The following is a 21,950-nucleotide window of genomic DNA, read 5'->3' on the forward strand; positions in this document are numbered from 1 at the left end:
CAAATCGCGCTGAGCCCGTGCCCGTCAGTAGGTAATCTTCGGGTACCAATCTGTCCCGCGACCGTCCGGCGTCAGGTCCAGGACATTCCACAGGACCATCAGGTCTGGCGGCGTGGTCGGGTCCTGGCCCGGATCGGCCGTCTCGAAACCCAATTCGGCGCCCCAAAAGTGCCGGACGGTTCCATCGCGGCGGACAAAGACGTTCTGAGCGGCGGTGTCGGTCCCGTCCTTCATGATGGCATGGTAATCCTTGCTGAACTTCCCGTTCACGTCGGCGTAGAGCGGCAGGTTCTTCCAACCGCGCTCGACCTTGAAGGCGATCTGTCGCTCGATGGGCGAAAGGCCGACGACGGCCATGGCGATGCGCTGGCGGATGTGGTCGGCGTTGCCATCCAGGCAGCTCAGGAGCGCCGTGCACATGGGGCAGGGTCGCGCTCGCTTGGGACCGTACATCCAATTATAGACAAACAGCGTGTCCCTATCCCCGAAAAGTTCAGCGATGCCGACGGGATTGGCGCCGGCCACGCTGCTCGCTTCGCCCATGAACTGATAGTCGCCCTTCACCTCGCCGCCGGGCGGCAAGGTGCGGCGCAGCGCGGCGACGCGCGCGATATGCCGGCGAAGGTCGATTTCCTCGACCATCAGCGCCTCGCGGGCCTTGCGGTATTCGGCACTCTCATTCGGTTGACTGGCACCGTTCTTTCGAACTAGCGCTTCGGCGCACTGCAGGGCGGAACCGTTGGCCATGACCTTGTCTCCCAGTTAAACCGTGTTTAACGGGCCACCCGCCCTAGGGTTCCGCCTGGGATGAACCACTCTGCGAGGACGTCCGGGTCGAACTCGCCCAAGCGACGCGCCGGCCATGCGGTCTACGATTGGTCGTTGTAACTTCGGCGAGCGTCGCGTCAATCAGCCCAGAAATACCAAGCCGCGCATCCAAGCGAACAGAATTACCAGCAGTCCCGCTGCCATCGCGGCGGGCGAATGCAGCCAGGCACCGATCGCCATGACGATCATCCCGAGCAAGCGCACGGCCTCTGTGGCGCGCGTCATGTACCGCGCTAGATAGCGGCCGAAGGCGGACTGCTTCTGCCGCTCGAGATTGACAAAGCGGATGATCAGAAACGAGGCGATCGGGGGCGGGACCAGCATGACCAGCAGTCCGAGCAGCAACTGGTGCTGCCAGAGCGCATAGAGGGACCCCAGCCCGGCGGCCCGGTCCGTGGCAAGCTTTAGCGGCTGAGTCTGGTGATAAAGATATTTCTCGGCGTAGGTCATAGTCGCCCTTTTATCAGCGCCGGGAAGCTCCACGTCCGCAGTCAGGTCCGCTCGAACGTGCCAACGAGCTCGGCCTGCCCCAGTATGTGTGGCTTGGCTCTCTCCACCACGTCCTCGACCGGCGCTTTCTCGTCGAGATGCAGCGTCTCCACATCGAGCGCCAGAAGCCGGAAATGGTAATGATGAAGGCCATGTCCACGTGGCGGCTGGGGACCGTCGTAGTGGGGATTGCCGAAATCGTTGACGCCGTGACCGAGGCTTTCGGTCTTGGAGCCTGCTGTGGTGCCCTCCGGCAGAATGTTGCGCTGCGGGTCGATGTCGTAGATCGCCCAATGGCGGAATGTTCCCGACGGTGCGTCGGGATCCTCAACGACCAAGGCGAAGCTCTTGGCTCCCGGCGGTGCGTCTTTCCACTCCAGCGGCGGCGAGAGATTTTCGCCATCACGGGAATATCGCGGCGGGATACTTTCACCATTGGCGAAGGCGGGACTCTTCAGGGCAAAAGCCATAATCTCTGGTCTCCATGTCGGTCTGCTTGTCCGTATTCCTGAATAACAACGGCCGGCCGCTCCTGTTCCGGCCAGATTGGCGCTAACTCTTCCGAAGGACGCGACATCCAATTGGTGCCGTTGCGGCTCGCGCGCCGGCGTTAACGAATTCAGCGTCGGGCGAAACAATCCTCGCGGTCAGGTGTTCTACCTGCAACGGGCGTGTGGGCTGTTTATTCTTCTTTGGAGGCGAAGATGAGTGCAACCGGCCTCGATGTTTTCGACAAGACAGTGCAGACCACCAATATCTGGCTGAACGAGATCATGGACGATCTCGGCCCGGACCGGCACCTTGCATGGCACGTGCTTGGCGTGGTCCTGCGCGCATTGCGCGACAAGCTGCCCGCGGAGCTGGGAGCCAATCTGGGTGCCGAGCTGCCGCTCCTGATACGTGGTGCATATTACGACCAGTATCAGCCGTCCGTTCCGCCGAGCCGGGCTCGCTCGGTCGAGGAATTTGTCCATCCCATCGCGGAAGCCCTGAAATCCGGACGGCCGGTGGACGCCGGCAAAGCGTCAAGGGCTGTGTTCAAGACGCTTGCCCATCATGTCGATCTTGGCCAGTCGGCAAAGGTACGCGACGCTTTGCCGAGGGACATTCAGGCGCTGTGGCCAGACAGCGTCGGCGCGTAACGCCGCCTCGACCCGTTTCCTCACTTGGATGTGGCGCAACGAGGAAGTCGCCGCATGCGTCGAATGGCGGGCACAACGGTGGTCTGACAATGGAACGCCGGGCAGAGTCCGCGGCCTGGACGCCGATCCCCTGCGCGGCCTGATCGAGGCGGCGCCGACCATCTCGATCCGCCGGCTGCAAAACATGCGTGGCGCGGCATGCCATGCGTTTGCTTTCTGACGCATCTGGCGCGCCCGGAAAGGTGAGTGCGATGTTTCATGGCAGATCAATATTCAGAGATCGGACGGATGCGGGGCGCAAATTGGCCGAAGCGTTGGGCGGATTTGCAGATTCCGAGCCGCTTGTGCTTGCGCTGCCCCGGGGCGGCGTTCCCGTGGCCTTCGAGGTGGCCAAGGCGCTCCATGCACCGCTCGACGTGCTGCTCGTGCGGAAGATCGGGGCGCCTGGCCATGCCGAGTATGGCATCGGCGCCGTCGTTGACGGGAAGAATCCGCAACTTGTGCTCAACGATGAGGCGATCGCCCTCGTCCGTCCTCCACAGCATTACATCGAGGCTGAAAAGGAGCGGCAACTCGCCCAGATCGAACGTCTCAGAAGACTCTATCAGGGCGGCAAGCCCCCGCATTCGGTTGCCGGCCGGACCGTCATTGTGGTCGACGACGGCATAGCGACCGGGGGCACCGTCAGGGTGGCGCTCAAGGCCCTGCGTAAAGATCGGGCCGGCCGAATCGTCCTGGCAGTCCCGGTCGCTCCCCGCGAAACGCTGGATCTTATCGGTGAGGAAGCGGACGAGGTATTCTGCCTCGCCTCGCCCGACCCGTTCCTTGCGGTCGGGGTCCAGTACGAGGATTTCGAACAGACCACGGATGATGAGGTGATCAAGCTGTTGCAGGAGGCGGAGCGGTTCGGGAGGGAGCGATCAATTCGGCACATAATGTAGGGGCCGGCACATAGGGTGGGGTCGCGTCGTCGCCGGTCACCATCAAAAACGTCGCCATCAAAAGCGTTGCCAGGATCGAACATTCGATTTCGGAACGCCATTCATGAGATGACGCGAGACCAGGTGGCGTGGCGCCAACGCCGGCTGGCGAACCGTCGCCTAAACAAACTGGCTGAGGGAGACCGAACGCCTAGCGGGCGCCAGCGTTGGCCGACGCTTCGTGAAGCAATCCGGCGCCAGCTTGTCGCGGCTCCAGTCAGTGAGCTGTTTGCGAGTGCTCACCGCCCGGTTTCGAGATGCCGCTCAACGCCTCCCCGGCCTCTGTCGCTTCGCTATTCGTCGCGAGGTCGCCAAGAGAGATGATGCCGACGAGTCTCTTCGCACGGTTCAGGACCGGAAGCCGGCGCACCTGAAGGTCGCCCATGTTCTCAAGGACGTGCTCGATCTCTTCGTCTTCAAAACAATATCTAACCTCCGGGCTCATCAGATCGCGCACCTTGGTGTCAGGTCCCTTGCCCAAGGCCACGCCGCGGATGACGATATCCCGATCGGTGATCATGCCGACCAGCCGGTCATTGTCGCCAACGGGCATCACTCCGGCATCGAGCCTGCCCATCATGTGCGCTACGTCGCGAATTGATTGCTCGGGATTCGCGACCTGGACATTCTTTGTCATGCAGTTACCGACTTTCATGGCCATCTCCCGTCGCTTTGCAAGCCCGCCGCCGAACAGTTGTGGACTGATGGAACGAAATCCTCGGCCGTATCGTTCCACCGAATCCGGGATCGCCGGCCGGGAATCTTTGCATGCATTGCGAATACCTGGAAACGTGATGGCAAGCGACGCTGAGCGGAACGGCTCTTCAACTGAAAACGTCGTGACGGTGTTCGGCGGAACGGGCTTCCTTGGACAACGAATCGTGAGCGGGCTGCTGGACAAGAAGGTCGATGTTCGCGCGGTTTCACGCCATCCGAACAGAAATCAGCCGCACCCGTCGTCCCATGTGAAAATGCCTCAACGGATCGAGGCAGACATACTGAATCGATCCTCGATCGCCGCTGCCGTTGCTGGCTCTCGTGCGGTCGTGAACGCTGTCAGCCTCTATGTCGAGCGCGCGGGGCAGAGTTTCGAGCGCGTGCATGTGGAGGCCGCGGCGGACCTGGCTGCCGCTTCACGGGAAGCGGGTGTCGAGAAATTCATCCAGATTTCCGGAATCGGCTCGGACGCCAGGTCCTCTTCCGCTTACATCAGTGCTCGGGGCCGCGGTGAGGAAGCCGTGAAGACCGCATTTCCGCAGGCGGCTATCGTTCGGCCGGCGGTCATGATCGGCCCTGGCGATTCGTTTCTCGCGGCCGTCATCCGGCTGTTGCGCCTCCTTCCGGTCTATCCCCTGTTCGGCAGCGGCGATGTGCGGCTGCAACCCGTCTATGTCGGGGACGTCGCCGAAGCCGTCGCTCGGCTTGTTTCACGCCAATCCGACACGGACGCCAATACCTTCGAATTCGCGGGCCAGCGTGTCTACGCCTACAGGGATCTGGTTCGGGAAATCGCCGGCCTTCTTCGAATGCGAACCACACTGATGCCGGTCCCCTATTCGATCTGGATGTTGCTGGCGACGGCTGCAGAGTGGCTCCCGGGCGCGCCGCTCACGCGCAATCAGGTCGAGTTGATGCAGAACGACAACATCCTTTCCGGCAATTTGCCCGGACTCAAAGACTTGGGCATCGAACCATATGGCGTCGACCCAGTGGTCCGCATGATCGAGGAGGGGCATTGAGCAATCGCTCCCGAAGCGAACATATGCATTTGCCGGATGTGGTCATAAAAAATCGTCATCTTCTCGAAGTCGCTCGATCGGTGAAATAACCAGCCTAGGTCTCCGGTTGTTGTGGCGGGCCGCTGCGGCTAGCTGGGCCGATGTGAGCGCGTCTCGGCAGCCTTCTTCGCCGCCTGCTTTCTTCCGCTAGCGCCCTTGGTCTGCGCGGCTTTGCGTGCAGCGGCCGAGCGGCTGGATGCCCCTTTCGTTTCGGCGGCCTTCTTCGCTGCGGCCGAGCGCTCCTGCGCCGTCCGGCGTGATGCCGCCCCCTTGGTCTGCCGGGAAAGCGCCGCATGCGATGCCGTGTTCTTCGGCTCATGCTTAAGAACCTCGGAGACCGCTTTCGAGACCTTCGGGCGACGCTTCGGCTTACGCTCCCCCTGGCCGACCTCGTAAGCGTATTCGGCGCTCTCGCGCGTGCTCTCCTTGACCTTGCCTTTCTTGGGAGGCGGCAGGTCGACTCCGGCCCGACGTGCTTCGGAAAGGCCGATGGCGATCGCCTGCCTGGTGGAGCGCGCCCCGTGCTCGCCGCGTCGGACCTTGTCGATCTCCTCGTGCACGAACTCGCCGGCCTGTGTGCTCGGCGACTTGCCTTCGCGCTTGTCCTTTCGCGCCTTCTCAATGGTTTTCTTATCTGGCATCGCGTTTTCTCCGCTCTTGGGCGTCTGGATCGCGAATGCGGATCCTTCAAGGATGCCAACGCGCCAGCACTGCAATTGATCCCAGACAGCGTCGGCGCGTAGGTGCCGCCGCGCGAATACGAGGTTTCATCCCTTCCCGGTTTCATCCCAGGAGGCGGCGAAACGTTTCAGCGTGGCCTGAGCGGCGTTGTTTGAATATCCGACCGGCAGCCGGCCTATTTTCCGGTCGAAACCGTGGCTGCGGCTTTCAGCCAGCCCGCACCGTCCCGTTCGCTCCGTCGAGCAGCGCGATCAATCCCTTGAGGATCTCGAGCGGCGGCGGCGGGCAGCCTGGAATGTGCAGGTCGACGGGCACCACGTCCGACACGCCGCCCACGACCGCATAGCTGCCGGCAAAGCAGCCGCCGTCCTTGGCGCAGTCGCCGAGCGCGACCACCCATTTCGGGTTGGGCGTCGCGTCCCAGGTCCGCTTCAAAGCCTCGCGCATGTTTTTGGTGACCGGCCCGGTGACCAGCAGCACGTCGGCATGGCGGGGCGATGCGACGAAGCGGAAGCCGAAGCGCTCGATGTCGTAGAAGGCGTTGTTGAGCGCATGCATCTCGAGCTCGCAGCCGTTGCAGGAACCGGCGTCGACAGCGCGGATCGACAGGCTCCGGCCCAGCCTCTTGCGGGCGGCACCGTCAAGGGTGCGCGCCAACTCGTCGACCGCTGCGTCGCTCACTTGTGGCGAACGCTCCGTCAGCGGCGGGCGGATCAGGCTTTCGAAGAGGAGCTTGCGCATGACGGTGTGCCTTCGCCCAGCCTAGAGATCATGGCCGGAGTAGGAGCAGTTGAACGATTTGTTGCAGAGCGGGAAATCGGCGACGATGTTGCCTTCGATCGCGGCCTCCAGCAGCGGCCACTGGAACCATGAGGGATCGCGCAGGTGGCAGCGCTCGATGGTTCCGTCCGCGCCGACGCGCAGCCAGGCCAGGATGTCGCCGCGAAAACCCTCGACCAGCGCCATGCCCTCGCTCGGCCCGTCCGCAACATTGTCCGGCCGGGCAACCTCGTCGCGGATCGGACCGCCCGGCAGTCGCCCGAGAATCTGCTCGACCAGCGACAGGCTCTGCTCGACCTCCCGCACGCGGATCCAGACGCGCGCGTTGACGTCGCCCTCCTGGAGGACCGGCACATCGAAGGCGAGCTGGTCATAGGGCGCGTAGGCAAGATCGCGCCGCGCGTCGAAATCGCGGCCGGAGGCGCGGCCGACATAGCCGCCGGCGGCATATTGCCGGGCAAGCTCGACCTTGAGCCGGCCGGTCGCGACCGTCCGGTCCTGCAGCGACGCTGTGTTGTCGTAGAGCTCGACCAGATGCGGAAAGCGCTGCCTGACCTCCCCGATCAGCGATCGGATCGCGCTCGTCCCCGCTTCGGCGAGATCGCTCGCAACGCCGCCGGGCACGATGCGGTCGCGCATCAGCCGGTGGCCGAAGGCTGTATCGGCGGCGCGCAGCACGCGTTCGCGCAGCACACCGCAATGCGCGTGCATCAGCGCGAAGGCGGCGTCGTTGCAGATGGCGCCGATATCGCCGAGGTGGTTGGCGAGACGCTCGAGTTCCGCCATCAGCGCCCGCAGCCAGATGGCCCGCGGCGAAACTTCGATGCCGAGCGCGGCTTCGACGGCACGGGCAAAGGCCAGCGAATAGGCCACCGTGCTGTCGCCCGACGTCCTGCCTGCGAGCTTTGCGGCGCGGTCGATGGGCGCGCCCGTCATCAACCCTTCTATGCCCTTGTGCACATAGCCAAGACGCTCTTCCAGCCGCACCACAGTCTCGCCGCTTGCCGTGAAGCGAAAATGTCCCGGCTCGATGATGCCGGCATGCACCGGCCCGACCGCGATCTGGTGGAGGCTATCGCCCTCCGCCGCCAGGAACCGGTAGGAGGACGCGGCCGCCGGTCCGCCCGGCCGCGCCGCCAGCGGATGGCTGACGCCCCATTGGCCGTGGTCGAGCCAGCGGCGCGTGTCGGGAAGGCCTTGCGGCGCCAGCCCGAAGAGATCGGCGGCGGCGCGTTCCAGCCGCAGCGCCGGCGGGTGGTGCTGGCCGACCGACGGGTAGCGGCCGCCGCGGCAGTCGAGGCTGATGACGCCGATGTCACGCGCCTCGTCGAGAAGCGCCATGTGCACCTTGTCCGGCTCTCCCCACAGGCCGGCGAGGCTCCAGCGGCCGGCGGCGAGCTGTTCGACGGCAAGGCTCCAGGCCTTCGCGGTCACCGCCGCGCGCCGCCAGGGGGCATGATGCTCGATCCGGCGGCCGGCTTCGATGAGATCGCTGAGTGCGGGCGTGCCTTTCCTGCTCATGCGCGTCACCCCAGGATACCGGCGACATGCTGGAACCACGCGACCAGCGGCGCCGGCAGATAGATGCCGGCGGCAAACACCAAAGCGAGGTGCGAGTACATCGGCGCATAGGACGCCTCTACCGGCGCCGTGCCGCCGCGCGGCTCGCCGAAGGCGAGGCTGGTCAGCCGCAGCAACAGCGCGCCGAAGGCGATGAGGAGCCCGAACACCAGCGGGATCGCCAGCAGCGGATGCCTGGCGAAGGTCGAGCTCACGACCAGGAACTCGCTCATGAAGATGCCGAGCGGCGGCAGGCCGGCGATGGCGACGACGCCGATGACGAGCGCCCAGCCAAGCCCGGGATGGCTTTCCGTCAGTCCTTTGATCTCGGAGATCTTCTGCGTGCCCTTGACCTGCGCGATATGGCCGACGGCGAAGAAGATCGCCGACTTGGTCAGGCTGTGCATGACCATGTGCAGCAGGCCGGCGAAGTTGGCGAGCGGCCCGCCCATGCCGAAGGCGAAGACGATGATGCCCATGTGCTCGATCGAGGAATAGGCGAACAGGCGTTTGATGTCGCGGCGGCGGTAGAGCATGAAGGCGGCGAAGATCAGCGAGGTCAGCCCCATCGTGGCCATCAGCGGCCCCGGGCCGATCGCCTCGGGGCTCGCCGCAAGCAAGAGCTTGAAGCGCAACACGGCGTAGAGCGCGACGTTGAGCAGCAGGCCCGACAGCACCGCCGAGATCGGCGTCGGGCCCTCGGCATGCGCGTCGGGCAGCCAGGCGTGCAGGGGCGCGAGCCCGACCTTGGTCCCGTAGCCGAGCAGCAGGAAGATGAAGGCGACGCTGAGCAGGGCCGGGTCGAAATGCGCCGCCTTTTCAATGAGCACTGACCAGACCATGGCGTTGGTGCCTTCGCCAACGACCGGCTGCGCGGCCATGTAGACGAGGATGGTGCCGAAGAGAGCGAGCGCGATGCCGACGCTTCCCAGGATGAAATACTTCCAGGCCGCCTCCAGCGCCTCATGCGTGCGGTAGATGCCGACCATCAGCACGGTGGTCAGCGTGGCGAGCTCCACCGCGACCCACATCAGGCCGATATTGTTCGACACGAAGGCGAGGTTCATGCCGAACATCATGATCTGGTACATCGCGTGGTAGAATCTGAGGTTCGGCGCGGTCAGCCGGCCGGTCTCCAGCTCATGCGCGATATAGGAGGCGCTGAACACGCTGGTGGTGAAGCCGACGAACGTGTTGAGCACGATGAAGACGATGTTGAGGTCGTCGACGATCAGATATTGTCCCGGCGCCGGCCGCTCGGTGACGAGCAGCGACAGCGCGGCGAGCAAGGTCAGCAGGCTGGCTATGACGTTCACGACCGCCGTCATGCGGTAGTTCGGCAGCGCCGCCAGAATGGCCGCGGCAGCCGCGGGAATGAAAAGGATGGCGGCCACGGCATCGAAGGAGAAGGCGGTCACCGGCGCTCTCCCCGGTAGTCGTCGAGCGCGCCGACATCGACCGAATCGAAGCGCTCCCGGATGCGGAACAGGAAGACGCCGATGACGATGAAGGCGATCAGGATCGAGAAGGCGACGCTGATCTCGACGACCAGCGGCATGCCCTTGGCGCCGGTTGCGGCGAGCACCAGGCCGTTTTCCAGCGACATGAAGCCGACGACCTGGCTGACGGCGTTGCGCCTTGTGACCATCACCAGGAGCCCCAGCAGGATGATCGACAGCGCGAAGGCGAGGTCCTCGCGGGCGAGCGGGTCGGCCTCGGGCGTGACCCTGAGCATCAGCACCATGGAAAGCGTCACCAGCCCGATACCGGCGAGCATGGTCGGGCCGATGCCGACGGCGGTCTCGATGTCGCGGTGGATGCCGAGCCGCTGGATGATACGGTGCAGGCCGACGGGAATGACGATCGCCTTGAAGACCAGCGCTATTGCCGCGGTGATGTAGAGATGATGCGCGTCCTGGATATAGGCCTGCCAGGCCACCGACAGCGCAAGCACGACCGCATGCAGGGCAAAGACGTTTATCAGCGCGAACAGCCGGTCCTGGTAGAGCATCATGAAGGAGACCAGCACCAGGCTGCCGGCGAGCAGATGGGCGATGTCGAAGGTGAGACCGTTCATCACAGGCTCCGCGAGACGAACAGCAGAAGCGTGCCGAGCAGCGCCAGCATCAGCGCCGCGCCGAGGAAATCCGGCACGCGGAAGACGCGCATCTTGGCGACCGCCGTCTCGAACACGGCAAGCAGGATGGCAAGCACCGCGAGCTTGACCAGATAGGCGGCGGCGCCGATGGCCAGCGCTTTCGGCCCCGCTCCGGCATGCGCCAGCCCCCACGGCAGGAAGACGCAGGAGATCAGCGACACGTAGAGCAGCAGCTTGAGGAAGGTGGCGAGCTCGATCATCGCCAGATGGCGGCCGGAATATTCCAGGATCATCGCCTCATGCACCATGGTGAGCTCCAGATGCGTGGCCGGATTGTCGACCGGTATGCGCGCGTTCTCGGCGATCGCCACCATCACCAGTGCGATCAGCGACATGCCGAGCGACACCCGCAGTCCGACCTCGGGCGAGCCCATGAAGGCCGCGACCGTCGAAAGCTGCGTGGCGCCGGCCACCAGCGCCAGGCTGAACACGATGAGCAGCATCGCGGGTTCGGCCAGCGAGGCGATCATCACCTCGCGGCTGGCGCCGATGCCGCCGAAGCTGGTGCCGACGTCCATTCCGGCCAGCGCCTGGAAGAAGCGCGCGCTGCCGAGCAGCGCCACTATGACGATGAGATCGGCGGTCCAGCTGAACTGGAGGCCGGCGGCGAATGTCGGAACCAGCGCCGCCGCGACCCAGGTGGCGGCGAAGATCAGATAGGGCGTGACGCGGAACAGCCAGGACGCGTTGTCCGCCAGCACGACCTCCTTGCGCATCAGCCTGGCCAGATCGCGGTAGGGCTGGATCAGCGAAGGTCCCTGCCGCCTGACCAGCCTCGCCTTCACCTTGCGCACGAAGCCGATCAGCAGCGGCGCCAGCAAAAGCACCAGGAGCATCTGCGCGCCCTGCACGGCCAGCTCGAAGATCACGGCCATAGCGCAAGCACCAGAAGCAGGATGACGAGATAGAGGAAGACCAGCGTCAGATAGCGGCGGATGGTCAGGAACTGCAGGTGGTTCAGCCGTTCGGTGGCGAAATCGATCGCGCCGGAGATCGGTTGGTAGAACGTCTCCCAGGCCACGTCGTGTATGTCCACCTTGAGGCGTGCCGGTTCGAGCGCGCCCGGCGCCGGCATCTCCACCGTCTCCCGGGCGCGGAAGGCGAAGCCGCCGAAGACCCGGCGAATGGGCTGCGCGAAGCTGACGGCCGTGTATTGCGCGGCGGGCACTGCGTCCGCGAAGCCGCATCCCCATGCCGGGCCCCGGCGCAGCGCGTGCGAGGCGAAGCGGTGGATGACGAAGGCCGCCAGCGACGCCGAGATCGTGATGAAGACGAACACCAGCAGGCCGTTATAGGAGCTGCGGCTCTCGGCGATCGGCACGATCGACAGCCATGGCTGCGCCGTCTGCACCGGCATGCTCTCGCCGATGAGCGAAAGCGTCACCGGCGAGAGCCCGTCGATGACGAAGCCCGGCAAAATGCCGGCGAGCAGGCAGAAGACGGCAAGCACGGCCATCGCCGCCAGCGACGGGCGGTCGACCTCACGCGCCTGTCCCACCACCGCCGATCGCGCCCGGCCAAGGAAGGTGATGCCGAACGCCTTCACGAAGCAGGCCGCGGCCAACGCCGCCGCCAGCGCCAGCATGCCGCCGACAGCCGGCACGATGACCTTCAGCCCCCATTGCGGCAGCTCGGGACTTTGCAAAATGGCCTGGAAGACCAGCCATTCGGAAGCGAAGCCGTTGAAGGGCGGCAGCGCCGCGATCGAGACGCAGCCGACGAGGAAGACGAAGCTGGTCACCGGCATGCGATGGATGAGGCCGCCGAGCTTCTCCATGTCGCGCTCGCCGGTCGCGGTCAGCACGGCGCCGGCGCCGAAGAACAGCAGGCTCTTGAAGAAGGAATGGTTCAGCACGTGGAAGAGCGCCGCGGTGAAGGCCAGCGCCGCGGCCGACGGCATGGCGTTCGCCTTGAAAGCAAGCGCCAGGCCGAGGCTGGCGAAGATGACGCCGATGTTCTCGATGGTCGAGTAGGCAAGCAGCCGCTTGAGGTCCTTCTCCATCAGCGCATGGAGGATGCCGAGGACCGCCGTTACGCCGCCGATGAGAAGGACGACGACGCCAGACCACCACGCCGGCGCGCCCAGCAGGTCGAACACCACGCGGATGAAGCCGTAGACGGCGACCTTCGTCATGATGCCGCTCATCAGCGCCGAGACATGGCTGGGCGCGGCCGGATGGGCAAGCGGCAGCCAGGCGTGCAGCGGCACGAGGCCGGCCTTGGAACCGGCGCCGAGCAGCATGAGGGCGAGCACCGCGCCGGCGGTGAGCAGGCCGGGATGCGCCGTCCGCATCGCGTCGAACGCATAGGTTCCCGCCGGTCCGGCCAGCAGGCCGAAGGCAAGCAGCAGCGCCAGCGTGCCGAAGCTCGCCATCACCAGATAGATGTAGCCGGCCCGCCTGTTGGCCTCGTCGCGATGGTGCGCCATGACCAGTGCCCACGAGGCGAGCGACATGAATTCCCACGACAACAGGAAGCTGAAGGCGTCGTTAGCCAGCACGACGAGGTTCATGCCGGCGAGAAAGGCCGGATAGAACGGCAGCACCCGATGCGGTTGGGATTCGTGCCGGCCATAACCCAGGCCATAGAGGCTGGTGACGGCGCCGCCCAGGTTGACGACGACGAGGAAGAAGGCCGACAGGCCGTCGAGACGGAACCGGGCGCCTGTCCACGGCAGCCCGAGCGGCAAGGTGATGGCGGACACCTCGCCGGGATTGCCCGCGAGATGGCCCGCGACGATCGCGAGCACGGCGACCGAAATGGCGAGCGCCGCCCCATAAACCAGGCTCGTCGCCGAGGCGCGCCGGCTCACCGCTGCGGCCAGGATGGCTGTTCCCAGAAGCGCGGCAGGGCCGCACAACAGAAAAGCAACGATCGAAATCACGGCGGGCTCCCGCCGGGCTCGGCATCGCCGCCATCGGATGTCCTGGTCGGATCGAAGCCGGTCTTCAGCCGCACCCCGCGTCCGCCGCCCTGGCTGACCGCACCTTCCCCGATCAATTCGATGCCGGCCATCTCAAGCGCGGCGATCAGTTTCATCAGCGAATCGACATTGCCCCGGATGATCGACCCGCTGGCTTCCATGCGCTGGATCGTCGGCACCGAAAGGCCGGACAGTTCGGCAAGCCGGCGCTGGTCGATGCCGAGCAGCGACCTGGCGGCGCGCAATTGCGGTGCGGTTATCACCGGCGACCCTCTGGATCAGTTCTGAGATATGATGTCTACGCTCTCCAGCATACATAAGAGTGTTCCAGCGTCAATTACTGATGTTTCAAACATCTATGTTGGTGGCAATGCGCCCCGATGGGCGGAGTTCCTTGCAGCAGGAACGAGCAAGCTCTCTGTGTGGAAGCCAGGAGTGGGGAGCGTCCCGACACGGGTTTGTCTACCGAGGCTCTCGCCGAAGCCGAATCTTAAGACGTTAGCACCGTTGATCGGGCGCCGTCGCGAGCTGACCAAAAGGCCGTTCTTCTCGTGGATCGCTGGTGAGTTTGGGAGCGGCTCAGAATCGCGTTCCTGCCGCCAGCCACCGGTCGAGCCAGACCAGCACTTCCCCGGCCGCGGATAGGGGTTCTGCGTTCAATCGGCAAACAGGATTTCCGCCTCTGTGACACAGTAGGGCGCGTAACGGAAATCGCGGATCCCCGCGACCTCATCGCCGCGCCAGTCGATCAGCACGAAGCCGCGCACCGCATTGTCCGCCTGCGGGTTGCGTATCAGGATCGCCGGCCGGCCATCGATGAAGCCGAGCGACAGCGCCCAATCGCTGACGCGGTCGTAATTGCCGAAATAGGTCGAGGCTTCCTTCTTGCCGCTGAGGCGGGTCCGGTTCACGACCTCGAGCTCAATGTCTTCGGCGATCAGCGCCCTGACCCCATCGAAGTCGCGCGCGTTGAACAGGTCGATGTAGCGGCGCAGCCGGCGCTCCTCTTGCGGATCGAGCTTCGGCACGGGCGCTTCATCCGGCATCGCCGCCAGCGCCTTCAACTCCGCCCGGCCGCGATGCAGCGCCGCCTTGGTGGCGGCAAGAGTGGCGCCCGTCACCTCGCAGGTCTCAAACAGGCTGAGGCCGAGCACATCGACCAGGATAACCGCGCTGCGCTGCGCCAGCGTGAGCTGCATGAAGCTGCGCAGGCTCGTCGCAGCCGCGAGCCGCGCCTCCGCACTGGCGGAGAGATCCTCTATTCCGGTCATGTCGGCCTCGGTCATGCGGGAGCGCTCCCGCTGGCGGCGGCGCAGATGATCCTGAGCCGCATTGTGGGCGATCCGGAACAGCCACTGCTCGGGACGCTCGACAGCGGCGCCGCCGTCATGCGCGGCAAGCGCCTTCACCGCCGCCTCCTGCACGATGTCCTCGCCCTCGATGGCCGAGCCGGCCATGCGTGCGGCATAGCGGTGCAGTTTCGGCCGTAGGTCGACGAGCATGGCTTCGAGTGCCGCGCGGTCGAATGTCGCTGTGCTCATCGCCCTCGTTCTCTTAATCGCCGGCTCGGTTAGCCATACCACGTTCGGTCAAGCTGGCACGGCCTCGTCGGCGTTAGCCAGCATATGATAGTTGCCGATGATCCTCGCTGACGATCTGACGAGCGGTGTCGAGCGCCGCTCGGCGTGATCGGCGCCGAAGGCCTTGAATGCCTCGAGCCCGGTCAGCGCCGAGCTGTCCTTGTCGTAGCCGACCAGATGGACGAATTCGCCGTCCTCCAGCTCGAGCACCAGATAGCGCACGGATTGCGGCTTGGTTTGATCCAGCGCCTCGAACACCTTTGCCACCAGCGCCCGGTTCTCGGCGATGCTGGCGTCCTTCACGCCGTAGCGGATGAGATTGTAGGTCATGGTCGTCTCCTGGTTGGTGGGTCTGCGTGAGGAAGACGTTTCGTGCGGCCGAAAGGATTCTCACCGGCTCGCGAATCTTTTTGTCGGCCGACATCGTCTTACACGCGTGGAGGCCGCACCCGCGGCCTCCACGATGAGGAGAGACATCATGCATATCCAGTTTGCCGAACTTCCGGTGTTCGACCAGGACCGCGCCAAGGCGTTCTACACAGACAACCTCGCGTGCCACGTCATAGCCGACCAGTCGATGGGGGATGGTGGCTGGCGCTGGGTAGAGCTAGCGTTCCCCTACGCGGTCACCAACCTGCATTTCATCAAGCGCGCCGATGCAGCACCGAGCGCGGAGCCGGTGCTCGTCCTGGTCGACGATGATGTCGAGGCAAGGGTAGCATCGTTCAAGGCCAAGGGCGTCGAGATCGTGACCGAACCGCAGGAGGCGCCGTGGCAGCCGGGCCGAACCGTCGCCGAGTTCCGCGACAGTGAAGGCAATCGCATGGTGCTGGCCAGCCGGTAGTCGGCATCGCTTCGCGGTCGCCGACCTATGCGGTCAGGCGACCGCCTTCGCCGCCGCCCTTCCTGCGCCGCGTCCCGAAAAAATGCAGCCGCCGAGGAAGGTGCCTTCGAGCGCCGCATAGCCATGCACGCCGCCGCCACCAAAGCCGGCGGCTTCACCGACGGCGTAAAGCCCCGGCACCGGCTGGCCTGCGGCATCGAGCACGCGGCTGTCGAGATCGGTCTGCAGGCCGCCAAGCGTCTTGCGGGTCAGGATATTGAGGCGAACCGCGATCAGCGGGCCATTGGCCGGATCGAGCATCTTGTGCGGCTTGGCGGTGCGGATCAGCCTGTCGCCGAGATAGGCGCGGGCGCCGCGCAGCGCGGTGATTTGTGCATCCTTGGAGAACGGGTTGTCGAGCTGCATGTCGCGGGCTCGGATCTCGCGCTCGACTTGCGCGACGTCCAGCAGCGGCTCCCCGCCGGCCAGCGCGTTCATGCGCGCCACCAGCTTTGGCAGCTCGGCCTCGACGATAAAATCCTCGCCCTTTTCCATGAAAGCCTTCACCGGGCCGGGAATGCCCGACGTGGCGCGGCCCAGCACCTGCCGCCAACTCTTGCCGGTGAGATCAGGGTTTTGCTCGGAGCCCGACAGCGCGAACTCCTTCTGGATGATCTTCCTGGTCAGGATGAACCAGGAATAGTCGAAGCCCGTGCCCATGATGTGGCCGAGCGTGGCAAGCGTGTCGAAGCCGGGATAGAGCGGCACCGGCAGGCGCCGGCCACGGGCGTCGAGCCAAAGCGACGACGGACCGGGCAGGATGCGGATCGCGTGATCCGTCCAGATCGGCGCCCAGTTTTTTATCCCCTCGACATAGTGCCACATGCGGTCGCGGTTGATGATCCTGCCGCCTGCCGCTTCCGTGATCGCCAGCATGCGGCCGTCGACATGGTCCGGCACGCCGGTGATCATCCGCTTCGGCGGCGCGCCCAGGCGCTCGGGCCAATTCTGGCGCACCAGTTCGTGATTGCCGCCGATGCCGCCGGAAGCGACGATCACCGCTTGGGCGCTAAGCTCGAAATCGCCGGCCACGTCACGCGAGCTTTTATGCCCGCGCTCGATACTGCTCGGCTCGAGTACATCGCCGCGCACGCCGGTCACGGTCTTGCCTGTGCGGACGATCTCGTTGACCCGGTGGCGGAATCTGAAGCTGATCAAGCCACGCTTCTCTGACTCGCGCACGCGCAGGACGAACGGCTCGAGCACGCCGGGCCCGGTGCCCCAGGTGATGTGGAAGCGCGGCACCGAATTGCCGTGGCCGGAGGCATTGCCGCCGCCGCGTTCGGCCCAGCCGACCACGGGGAAGAATTTCAAGCCCCTCTCGATCAGCCAGGAGCGCTTCTCGCCGGCGGCGAAGCCGACATAGGCCTCCGCCCATTTGCGCGGCCAGAAATCCTCCGGGCGGTCGAAGGCGGCGGTGCCCATCCAGTCCTCGATCGCGAGGTCGTAGGAATCGCGGATGCGCATGCGCCGCTGCTCGGGCGAATCGACCAGGAAGAGCCCGCCGAACGACCAGAAGGCCTGGCCGCCCAGCGACTGCTCCGGCTCCTGGTCGACGACGATGATCTTTCTGCCGGCCTCCGCCAGCTCGACCGCGGCGACGAGCCCGGCGAGCCCGGCGCCGACGATGATGACGTCCGCGTCAGCCATGTTTTTCTCCCCCCAAGCAGCCGTTTGGCGACGTGTCAGACTGGTTCCCAGCCGTCCTTGTTGCCGGCCCGGAAGGTGGCGTCGATGACCTTCTGGTTGAGCACCGACTCTTCCAGCGTGAAGACGCGGTCCTTGCCGCCCTGGGCGGCGCGCACGAAGGCCTCGCATTCGAGGCGGTATTGCTGCGTGCCCGGGAAGCGGAACACCTGCGCCTCGGTGTGGTTCTGGTTGTGCAGCTCGACGCGGTGGTGGTCGTAGAGCCCTGCATTGAATGGGGCAAAGACCTCGATGAATCCCTTCTCGCCGTGGAACACCATCACCTGTCGCGCCGCCATCTGCGTCGAGAGGTAGAAGGAAAGCTCGAAGTCGCCGAAATCGGCGCGGATGGAGGAATAGATGTCAGTGCCGAAGGTCTTGTCGCGCTCGATCGTCGCCTGCACCCGGAGCGGTTCCTTGCCGGTCGAGAACCGCGTCGACACCGTCGGATAGACGCCGATGTCGGGCAGCGCGCCGCCGCCGAGGTCGAGCTGGTTGCGCATGTTCTTCGGATCGACATTGTAATAGGAGAACGCGCCCTGCACGTGGCGCAGCCGGCCGATGGCGCCGCCGGCGATGAGGTCGCGCACCTTGATCCATTGCGGATGGTAGACGACCATGAAGGCTTCGCAGACCAGCACCTTCTTCTGGTCGCGTAGCTTGATCAGCGGCGGGATGTCCTTGGCGTCGAGCGCCAGCGGCTTCTCGACCAGCACATGCTTGCCGGCCTCGATCGCCTTCGCCGCCCATTCGACATGCTGCGAGGTCGGCAGCGGGATATAGACGCCGTCGATCTCCTTCGAGGCGAGCAGGTCCTCATAGGAGCCGAAGGCATGGCGAGCGCCGAAGCGGTCGGCCAGCGCCCGCGCCTTCGACAGGTCGCGGCTGGCGATCGCCGACAGCACGCCGTTTTCCGAATCCACGATCGCCGGCAAAAGCTGCTCGCGGCCGATCTTGGCCGTCGACAGAACACCCCATCGGAACATCGCGCTTCTCCATGTCGATTTTACAGGCAACGAGGTTTGCCCGAAATCGGCGGAAAAGCCAATGCAAGTACCTCCTTTCCTCGCCCCACCAAGTGGGGAGAGGCCACCTCTGCCCCGCTTTGCGGGGGCGAGGAAGGTCAGCCCCTCTTGCCCGTCAGCGTCATGTCGAAATCGACGACGTTGGAATAGAGCGGCGTGCCGACATCCATGCCGTAGCGCGACCTGAGCACCTTGCCCGTGACATGGAACTTGATCGTGCCGGACTTCAGTCCGTCGAGCTCGGCGGTGAACTTTTCCGGGAACGTCTTGCCGCGCGCCGTCAGCCGGCCGGTGACCAGGGCCGTCGTGTCGCCGGTGCGGGTCACGCTGGTCGAACGGAACTGGATTTCCGGGTTGTTGGCGGTGTCGAACACCGCGTCGGAGCGCAGGAAGGCATCGATGCGGCCCTGACCGGTGCCGACGCTCTCGGGATAGATGGTGAGGTTGACCTTCGAGCGGCCGACATCGCTGTTGTCGATGCGGATCGTGCCCTTGAAGCGGGCGAAGGCGCCGTCGAAGCCGCCGCCGCCGGCCTTGCCGATGGTGAAGCGGATGCTGGATGCTGCCGGGCTGATCGTGTAGCTGCCGGCGGCGGCGCTCAGCGCCACTGCCGCGTATACCGGCACGGCGAGGCAAGCGGCAATCGCCGCCAGGCCGAAGATGCGTGCATTCATAGGGTTCTTCCTTTTTCTTGGAGGCATCGCTTTTGCGTCCTCGCAGCGATGAACGAATGAACGGCCCGGCCTATTCCTGGTCTGACGAAGGCGTGATCATGCGCATGAGCACGCTGTCGCGCAGCCAGAAATGATGGCGCAGCGCTGCCGCGATGTGCAGGACGACAAGCGCGATGCCTGCATAGGCAAGATACCAGTGCGCCGCGGTCCAGAAGCTTTCGGCAGCGTCCGACTCGGCAAGCGGCAGGTCGGGCATGACGAAAAGGTTGAACGGCATCGTCGGGATCTCCAGCGTCGAGACCGAGACCAGCGCCCAGCCGGAGAGCGGCAACGCGACCTGGAAGGCGTAGAGCGCGAAATGCGCGAGCGGCGCCGTCCGCCGCTCCAGGGCTCCGACCGAAGGCGGCAGTGCCGGCGCCTGATTGCCGAGCCGCCAGGCGACGCGCAGGATGATTAGCCCAAGCAGCAGGAAGCCGAGGGATTTGTGCAGCTGGATCAGCTCGAAGGCGGTGCGCTGGCTCTCTATCCGCATCATGACGAAGCCGAGCACGAACTGGCCGATGAAGATCGCCCCGATCAGCCAGTGGAGGACGATCATCGCCCAGCCATAGCGTTTCGCGGTGTTGGTGATGGACGACTGCATGGGAGGCGAACGCTGGCGGGTCCGGGTTTCTTCCACCCCTCCCACAAGGAGGAGGCTAGCCTACGCTCCCACCCTGAAGAAATCGACGAAAGCCCTGAGCGCCGGACGGATCTGGCGACGGCTTGGATAGTAGACGAAGAAGCCGTCGAAGGAAGGGCACCAGTCCTCCAGCACGCGGATCAGCCGGCCGTCGGCGCGCGGCGCGCGCACATAGTCCTCGAAGACGAAAGCGAGTCCGGCGCCGTCGACCGCCGCTTGGGCGATCAGATGGTCCTCGTCGAGGATCAGCGGTCCCTCGACCGCCATCTCGATCTCCTCGCCGTCCTTCTCGAATTCCCAGCGGTAGAGAATGCCGCTGGAGAAGCGGAAGCGGATGCAGCGGTGGCCGGCAAGCTCGCGCGGATGACGCGGCCGGGGCATGGTTTCGAAATAGGATGGCGCCCCCGACCACTGCGCCGCGAATCTTCGGCCCGATGCGCACCGCGATCATGTCGCGCTGCAGGCTTTCGCCGAGCCTGACGCCTGCATCGAAGCCGCCTTCGACCACGTCGGTGAACCGGTCCTCGATAACGATCTCAAGCACGATGTCGGGATAGGCGGCGGCAAAGGCACCGAGCCGCGGCGTCAGCACCAGATGCGCGGCGGTGCGCGGCACGCTGAGCCGGAGATTGCCGGCCGGGCGGTCGCGCGCCTCGACCGCCGTTTCCAGCGCCAGATCGATCTCCGACAATGCCGGCCGCAATCGCTCCAGGAGCTGCGCGCCCTCCTCGGTCGGCGCGACGCTGCGCGTGCTGCGCGCGAGCAGCCGCACGCCGAGGCGCGCCTCCAGGCTGGAGACCGCGTGGCTGACCGCCGAAGGGGCGATGCCGAGCTCGCGCGCGGCGCCGCGGAAGCTGGCGCATTGGGCGACGGTGGCAAGCACCGCAAGCTGCGAAAGGTTCGTCCGATTCATTGATCTATTTTCTAGAACAAGCCGTGCAAAAGAGACATGACTATCGAACGTGATGCAAGGCGCTATCTCCTTCTCATCGCAACAGATCGCAACAACGAGACGCGTGATGCAAACCCGCAAGCTAGGAACTGAACTCGAAGTCTTCCCCGTCGGCCTCGGCTGCATGGGCATGAGCTTCGGCTATGGCGGCCAGCCGGAAGCCGAGGCGATCGCCACGCTGCGCCGCGCCGTCGAGATCGGCGTCAATTTCTTCGACACGGCCGAAGTCTAGGGCCCCTATGAGAACGAGATCCTGCTCGGCAAGGCGCTGAAGCCGGTGCGCGATCATGTGACCATCCACCAAATTCGGCTTCAAGATCCTGGAAGAAGGCACGGGCACCGACCGCATGGCCGGCGTCGACAGCCGCCCCGAGCACGTCAAGGCGATGGCGGAAGCCTCGCTGAAGCGCTTGAACACAGACGTCATCGACCTCTACTACCAGCATCGCGTCGACCCGAACGTGCCGATCGAGGACACCGTCGGCGCCATGGCCGAACTGGTGCGTGAGGGCAAGGTGCGTGCGCTCGGCCTCTCGGAGGCAAGTGCCGCGACCATCCGCCGGGCGCATGCCGTGCACCCGATCGCCGCCGTGCAGAGCGAATATTCGCTGTGGAGCCGCGATCCCGAGGACGAGGTGTTCGCGGTCTGCCGTGAACTCGGCATCGGCTTCGTGCCTTACAGCCCGCTCGGCCGTGGCCTGCTGACCGGCGCGATCAGCAAGCCCGGCGCGATCAGCAAGCCCGACGCGCTCGGCGCCGGCGACTGGCGCCTGGGCCTGCCGCGCTTCCAGGCCGAAGCCATGGAAGCCAACAACGCCGTCATCGCCGTGTTGGAGAAGATGGCGGCGGAAAAGGCGTGACATCGGCGCAGCTGGCGCTCGCCTGGGTGCTGCACCAGGGCGATTTCATCGTACCGATCCCCGGCGCGCGAAAGATCCGCCACCTGGAGCAGAACACTGCGGCGGCCGGGATCGATCTGAGCGCCGCCGAGGTCGCCGCGATCGGCGACGCGCTGTCACCCGACAAGGTGGTCGGCGAGCGTTACACCGAGGAGCTGCTGGCGTTGGTGAAAGGGTGAGTCTTAAGGGGCGCTTCGGCGCCCCTTCTATTGAGAGGTAGGCGCGAGGCACCCCCCTCTGTCCTGCCGGA

23 protein-coding genes and 2 pseudogenes are annotated in these 21,950 nt (G+C 65.1%); 6 read left to right on the forward strand and 19 right to left on the reverse strand.

What is annotated here, in order from left to right; translation table 11 throughout:
- Positions 1 to 24: 24 nt before the first annotated feature.
- The 3 genes from EH240_RS21465 to EH240_RS21475 form a co-directional block, all read right to left on the reverse strand.
- Positions 25 to 747 carry a DUF899 family protein gene (locus tag EH240_RS21465; protein WP_125002343.1) on the reverse strand — a complete coding sequence of 241 codons (723 nt, stop codon included), beginning with the start codon at positions 745 to 747 and terminating at the stop codon, positions 25 to 27.
- A gap of 162 nt (positions 748 to 909) precedes the next feature.
- Entirely contained in the window at positions 910 to 1,278 is a 369-nt protein-coding gene (locus tag EH240_RS21470; RefSeq protein WP_125002345.1) for a hypothetical protein, read from the reverse strand.
- A 41-nt stretch (positions 1,279 to 1,319) separates the two neighbouring features.
- Positions 1,320 to 1,787 (reverse strand): YbhB/YbcL family Raf kinase inhibitor-like protein, encoded by a 468-nt coding sequence (locus EH240_RS21475; RefSeq protein ID WP_125002346.1) that lies wholly within the window; start codon positions 1,785 to 1,787, stop codon positions 1,320 to 1,322.
- Between the two features lie 234 nt (positions 1,788 to 2,021).
- On the opposite strand from EH240_RS21475, the gene EH240_RS21480 reads away from it, so the two are divergent.
- Both EH240_RS21480 and EH240_RS21485 read left to right on the forward strand, forming a co-directional pair.
- Positions 2,022 to 2,459, forward strand: coding sequence for a DUF2267 domain-containing protein (locus tag EH240_RS21480; RefSeq protein WP_125002348.1), 438 nt, complete (start codon positions 2,022 to 2,024; stop codon positions 2,457 to 2,459).
- A gap of 251 nt (positions 2,460 to 2,710) precedes the next feature.
- A complete protein-coding gene (locus tag EH240_RS21485) occupies positions 2,711 to 3,400 on the forward strand; it encodes a phosphoribosyltransferase (RefSeq protein ID WP_125002351.1) in 690 nt (229 codons plus the stop codon).
- A 256-nt stretch (positions 3,401 to 3,656) separates the two neighbouring features.
- On the opposite strand, the gene EH240_RS21490 is transcribed toward EH240_RS21485, so the two are convergent.
- A complete protein-coding gene (locus tag EH240_RS21490; protein WP_125002353.1) occupies positions 3,657 to 4,094 on the reverse strand; it encodes a CBS domain-containing protein in 438 nt (145 codons plus the stop codon).
- Positions 4,095 to 4,233: 139 nt separating this feature from the next.
- Here EH240_RS21490 and EH240_RS21495 point away from each other — a divergent pair, with 139 nt between their 5' ends.
- The gene (locus EH240_RS21495) at positions 4,234 to 5,178 is read left to right on the forward strand and encodes a complex I NDUFA9 subunit family protein (RefSeq protein ID WP_125002355.1); all 945 of its coding nucleotides are present in this window, start codon (positions 4,234 to 4,236) and stop codon (positions 5,176 to 5,178) included.
- Positions 5,179 to 5,306: 128 nt separating this feature from the next.
- On the opposite strand, the gene EH240_RS21500 is transcribed toward EH240_RS21495, so the two are convergent.
- The 10 genes from EH240_RS21500 to EH240_RS21545 all read right to left on the reverse strand — a co-directional run bounded on the left by EH240_RS21500 (position 5,307) and on the right by EH240_RS21545 (position 15,229).
- Entirely contained in the window at positions 5,307 to 5,858 is a 552-nt protein-coding gene (locus tag EH240_RS21500) for a DUF6496 domain-containing protein (protein ID WP_125002357.1), read from the reverse strand.
- 247 nt (positions 5,859 to 6,105) lie between these two features.
- Positions 6,106 to 6,639 (reverse strand): NADH-quinone oxidoreductase subunit B family protein, encoded by a 534-nt coding sequence (locus EH240_RS21505; protein ID WP_125002359.1) that lies wholly within the window; start codon positions 6,637 to 6,639, stop codon positions 6,106 to 6,108.
- Between the two features lie 21 nt (positions 6,640 to 6,660).
- Positions 6,661 to 8,199 (reverse strand): hydrogenase large subunit, encoded by a 1,539-nt coding sequence (locus EH240_RS21510; RefSeq protein ID WP_125002361.1) that lies wholly within the window; start codon positions 8,197 to 8,199, stop codon positions 6,661 to 6,663.
- A gap of 5 nt (positions 8,200 to 8,204) precedes the next feature.
- Complete coding sequence (locus EH240_RS21515; protein WP_125002363.1) at positions 8,205 to 9,656, reverse strand: hydrogenase 4 subunit F; 1,452 nt, start codon at positions 9,654 to 9,656, stop codon at positions 8,205 to 8,207.
- Positions 9,653 to 10,315, reverse strand: a complete 663-nt coding sequence (locus EH240_RS21520; protein WP_059186827.1) for a hypothetical protein — start codon at positions 10,313 to 10,315, stop codon at positions 9,653 to 9,655. The genes EH240_RS21515 and EH240_RS21520 overlap by 4 nt, the downstream gene beginning before the upstream one ends.
- The gene (locus EH240_RS21525) at positions 10,315 to 11,271 is read right to left on the reverse strand and encodes a respiratory chain complex I subunit 1 family protein (protein ID WP_125002365.1); all 957 of its coding nucleotides are present in this window, start codon (positions 11,269 to 11,271) and stop codon (positions 10,315 to 10,317) included. Before EH240_RS21525 ends, EH240_RS21520 begins: the two co-directional genes overlap by 1 nt.
- The gene (hyfB, locus tag EH240_RS21530; RefSeq protein WP_125002367.1) at positions 11,262 to 13,280 is read right to left on the reverse strand and encodes a hydrogenase 4 subunit B; all 2,019 of its coding nucleotides are present in this window, start codon (positions 13,278 to 13,280) and stop codon (positions 11,262 to 11,264) included. The genes EH240_RS21525 and hyfB overlap by 10 nt, the downstream gene beginning before the upstream one ends.
- On the reverse strand, positions 13,277 to 13,582 hold the full coding sequence (locus EH240_RS21535; protein WP_125002369.1) for a helix-turn-helix domain-containing protein: 306 nt from the start codon (positions 13,580 to 13,582) through the stop codon (positions 13,277 to 13,279). Before EH240_RS21535 ends, hyfB begins: the two co-directional genes overlap by 4 nt.
- 393 nt (positions 13,583 to 13,975) lie before the next feature.
- Positions 13,976 to 14,860, reverse strand: coding sequence for a sigma-70 family RNA polymerase sigma factor (locus EH240_RS21540; protein ID WP_125002370.1), 885 nt, complete (start codon positions 14,858 to 14,860; stop codon positions 13,976 to 13,978).
- Between the two features lie 48 nt (positions 14,861 to 14,908).
- Positions 14,909 to 15,229, reverse strand: a complete 321-nt coding sequence (locus tag EH240_RS21545; RefSeq protein WP_245436253.1) for a hypothetical protein — start codon at positions 15,227 to 15,229, stop codon at positions 14,909 to 14,911.
- A gap of 148 nt (positions 15,230 to 15,377) precedes the next feature.
- Between EH240_RS21545 and EH240_RS21550 the strand changes: the two genes are divergently transcribed.
- Positions 15,378 to 15,743 carry a VOC family protein gene (locus EH240_RS21550; RefSeq protein ID WP_125002372.1) on the forward strand — a complete coding sequence of 122 codons (366 nt, stop codon included), beginning with the start codon at positions 15,378 to 15,380 and terminating at the stop codon, positions 15,741 to 15,743.
- Positions 15,744 to 15,776: 33 nt separating this feature from the next.
- Here EH240_RS21550 and EH240_RS21555 read toward each other — a convergent pair whose 3' ends face one another.
- From EH240_RS21555 to EH240_RS21575, 5 genes and pseudogenes are all read right to left on the reverse strand, one after another.
- The gene (locus tag EH240_RS21555) at positions 15,777 to 17,432 is read right to left on the reverse strand and encodes an FAD-binding dehydrogenase (RefSeq protein ID WP_125002374.1); all 1,656 of its coding nucleotides are present in this window, start codon (positions 17,430 to 17,432) and stop codon (positions 15,777 to 15,779) included.
- 35 nt (positions 17,433 to 17,467) lie between these two features.
- Complete coding sequence (locus EH240_RS21560) at positions 17,468 to 18,454, reverse strand: Gfo/Idh/MocA family protein (RefSeq protein WP_125002376.1); 987 nt, start codon at positions 18,452 to 18,454, stop codon at positions 17,468 to 17,470.
- Between the two features lie 137 nt (positions 18,455 to 18,591).
- The gene (locus EH240_RS21565; RefSeq protein ID WP_125002378.1) at positions 18,592 to 19,167 is read right to left on the reverse strand and encodes a YceI family protein; all 576 of its coding nucleotides are present in this window, start codon (positions 19,165 to 19,167) and stop codon (positions 18,592 to 18,594) included.
- A gap of 70 nt (positions 19,168 to 19,237) precedes the next feature.
- Positions 19,238 to 19,810, reverse strand: a complete 573-nt coding sequence (locus tag EH240_RS21570; RefSeq protein WP_125002380.1) for a cytochrome b — start codon at positions 19,808 to 19,810, stop codon at positions 19,238 to 19,240.
- 60 nt (positions 19,811 to 19,870) lie between these two features.
- Positions 19,871 to 20,762 (reverse strand): annotated as a pseudogene (locus tag EH240_RS21575) (LysR family transcriptional regulator).
- 106 nt (positions 20,763 to 20,868) lie between these two features.
- On the opposite strand from EH240_RS21575, the gene EH240_RS39685 reads away from it, so the two are divergent.
- Positions 20,869 to 21,033, forward strand: coding sequence for an aldo/keto reductase (locus EH240_RS39685; RefSeq protein WP_281035146.1), 165 nt, complete (start codon positions 20,869 to 20,871; stop codon positions 21,031 to 21,033).
- Positions 21,034 to 21,148: 115 nt separating this feature from the next.
- A pseudogene (locus EH240_RS21580) lies at positions 21,149 to 21,879 on the forward strand (aldo/keto reductase).
- The last annotated feature ends 71 nt before the right edge of the window (positions 21,880 to 21,950 follow it).

The sequence above is a fragment of the Mesorhizobium tamadayense genome, from assembly GCF_003863365.1.
GTDB classification, from domain to species: Bacteria; Pseudomonadota; Alphaproteobacteria; order Rhizobiales; family Rhizobiaceae; genus Mesorhizobium; species Mesorhizobium tamadayense.

Bases quoted from the DNA above. Each gene is read 5' to 3' on its own strand.
- EH240_RS21465 (WP_125002343.1), bottom strand. From the start codon at position 747: ATGGCCAACGGTTCCGCCCTGCAGTGCGCCGAAGCGCTAGTTCGAAAG.
- EH240_RS21470 (WP_125002345.1), bottom strand. From the start codon at position 1,278: ATGACCTACGCCGAGAAATATCTTTATCACCAGACTCAGCCGCTAAAG.
- EH240_RS21475 (WP_125002346.1), bottom strand. From the start codon at position 1,787: ATGGCTTTTGCCCTGAAGAGTCCCGCCTTCGCCAATGGTGAAAGTATC.
- EH240_RS21480 (WP_125002348.1), top strand. From the start codon at position 2,022: ATGAGTGCAACCGGCCTCGATGTTTTCGACAAGACAGTGCAGACCACC.
- EH240_RS21485 (WP_125002351.1), top strand. From the start codon at position 2,711: ATGTTTCATGGCAGATCAATATTCAGAGATCGGACGGATGCGGGGCGC.
- EH240_RS21490 (WP_125002353.1), bottom strand. From the start codon at position 4,094: ATGAAAGTCGGTAACTGCATGACAAAGAATGTCCAGGTCGCGAATCCC.
- EH240_RS21495 (WP_125002355.1), top strand. From the start codon at position 4,234: ATGGCAAGCGACGCTGAGCGGAACGGCTCTTCAACTGAAAACGTCGTG.
- EH240_RS21500 (WP_125002357.1), bottom strand. From the start codon at position 5,858: ATGCCAGATAAGAAAACCATTGAGAAGGCGCGAAAGGACAAGCGCGAA.
- EH240_RS21505 (WP_125002359.1), bottom strand. From the start codon at position 6,639: ATGCGCAAGCTCCTCTTCGAAAGCCTGATCCGCCCGCCGCTGACGGAG.
- EH240_RS21510 (WP_125002361.1), bottom strand. From the start codon at position 8,199: ATGAGCAGGAAAGGCACGCCCGCACTCAGCGATCTCATCGAAGCCGGC.
- EH240_RS21520 (WP_059186827.1), bottom strand. From the start codon at position 10,315: ATGAACGGTCTCACCTTCGACATCGCCCATCTGCTCGCCGGCAGCCTG.
- EH240_RS21525 (WP_125002365.1), bottom strand. From the start codon at position 11,271: ATGGCCGTGATCTTCGAGCTGGCCGTGCAGGGCGCGCAGATGCTCCTG.
- EH240_RS21540 (WP_125002370.1), bottom strand. From the start codon at position 14,860: ATGAGCACAGCGACATTCGACCGCGCGGCACTCGAAGCCATGCTCGTC.
- EH240_RS21545 (WP_245436253.1), bottom strand. From the start codon at position 15,229: ATGACCTACAATCTCATCCGCTACGGCGTGAAGGACGCCAGCATCGCC.
- EH240_RS21550 (WP_125002372.1), top strand. From the start codon at position 15,378: ATGCATATCCAGTTTGCCGAACTTCCGGTGTTCGACCAGGACCGCGCC.
- EH240_RS21555 (WP_125002374.1), bottom strand. From the start codon at position 17,432: ATGGCTGACGCGGACGTCATCATCGTCGGCGCCGGGCTCGCCGGGCTC.
- EH240_RS21560 (WP_125002376.1), bottom strand. From the start codon at position 18,454: ATGTTCCGATGGGGTGTTCTGTCGACGGCCAAGATCGGCCGCGAGCAG.
- EH240_RS21565 (WP_125002378.1), bottom strand. From the start codon at position 19,167: ATGAATGCACGCATCTTCGGCCTGGCGGCGATTGCCGCTTGCCTCGCC.
- EH240_RS21570 (WP_125002380.1), bottom strand. From the start codon at position 19,810: ATGCAGTCGTCCATCACCAACACCGCGAAACGCTATGGCTGGGCGATG.
- EH240_RS39685 (WP_281035146.1), top strand. From the start codon at position 20,869: ATGCAAACCCGCAAGCTAGGAACTGAACTCGAAGTCTTCCCCGTCGGC.